The 708-nt window shown below is 74.9% G+C and carries 1 protein-coding gene; it reads left to right on the top strand.

What is annotated here, in order from left to right:
• Positions 1-708, top strand: a 708-nt coding sequence (locus HGG74_RS17685; RefSeq protein WP_168488497.1) for an FAD-dependent oxidoreductase, incomplete at both ends; no start/stop codon positions are given.

The following is a 708-nucleotide window of genomic DNA, read 5'->3' as shown; positions in this document are numbered from 1 at the left end:
GCCGATATGCTCACCTTCCGCACCCACCAGTGGTACGCGGACCGGGGGATCGGGCTGGCCGTGCGCGAACGGATCGTCCAGGTCGCCCGGGATGACGGCGGCGGTGAGGCCGTGGCCGAGTCCGGGCGGGTGTTCCCGTTCAAACGGCTCGCGCTGACCACCGGGGCGGCGGCGCGGAAGATCCCCTTCGAGGGGTCCGAGTTCGAGGGCGTGAGCTACCTGCGCGGGGCCGACGAGGCCGGGATCCTGGCCGGGCAGCTGCGCGCTGCCCGGCACGTGGCCGTGATCGGGGGCGGGTTCATCGGCCTGGAGGTCGCCGCCGGCGCCCGGGCCGCCGGCAGGCACGTGACCGTGATCGAGGCCGCGCCCCGGCTGATCGGGCGGGCGGTGTCCGAGGCCACCAGCGGCTTCTACCTGGAGGCGCACCGGCGCCGGGGCACCGAGGTGATTCTGGGCGCCGCCGTCGGGCGGATCACCGGCCGGCACGACAGGGTGACCGGGGTGGAACTGGCGGACGGGACGGTGGTGCCGGCCGAGGTGGTGCTGGTGGGCGTGGGCGCGGTCCCGCGCACCGAACTGGCCGGGCAGCTGGGCCTGGCGGTGGAGAACGGGATCGTGGTCGATTCCCGGGCCCTGGCCTCGGACGGGCTGACCGTGGCCGCCGGGGACTGCGCGAACATGCCCAACCCCTTTGTGCGGGATTACGGT

It is taken from the genome of Arthrobacter mobilis (assembly GCF_012395835.1).
GTDB classification, from domain to species: Bacteria; Actinomycetota; Actinomycetes; order Actinomycetales; family Micrococcaceae; genus Crystallibacter; species Crystallibacter mobilis.
Note: the sequence above shows the minus strand (reverse complement) of the source record. Positions and strands in the feature narration are given on the sequence as shown.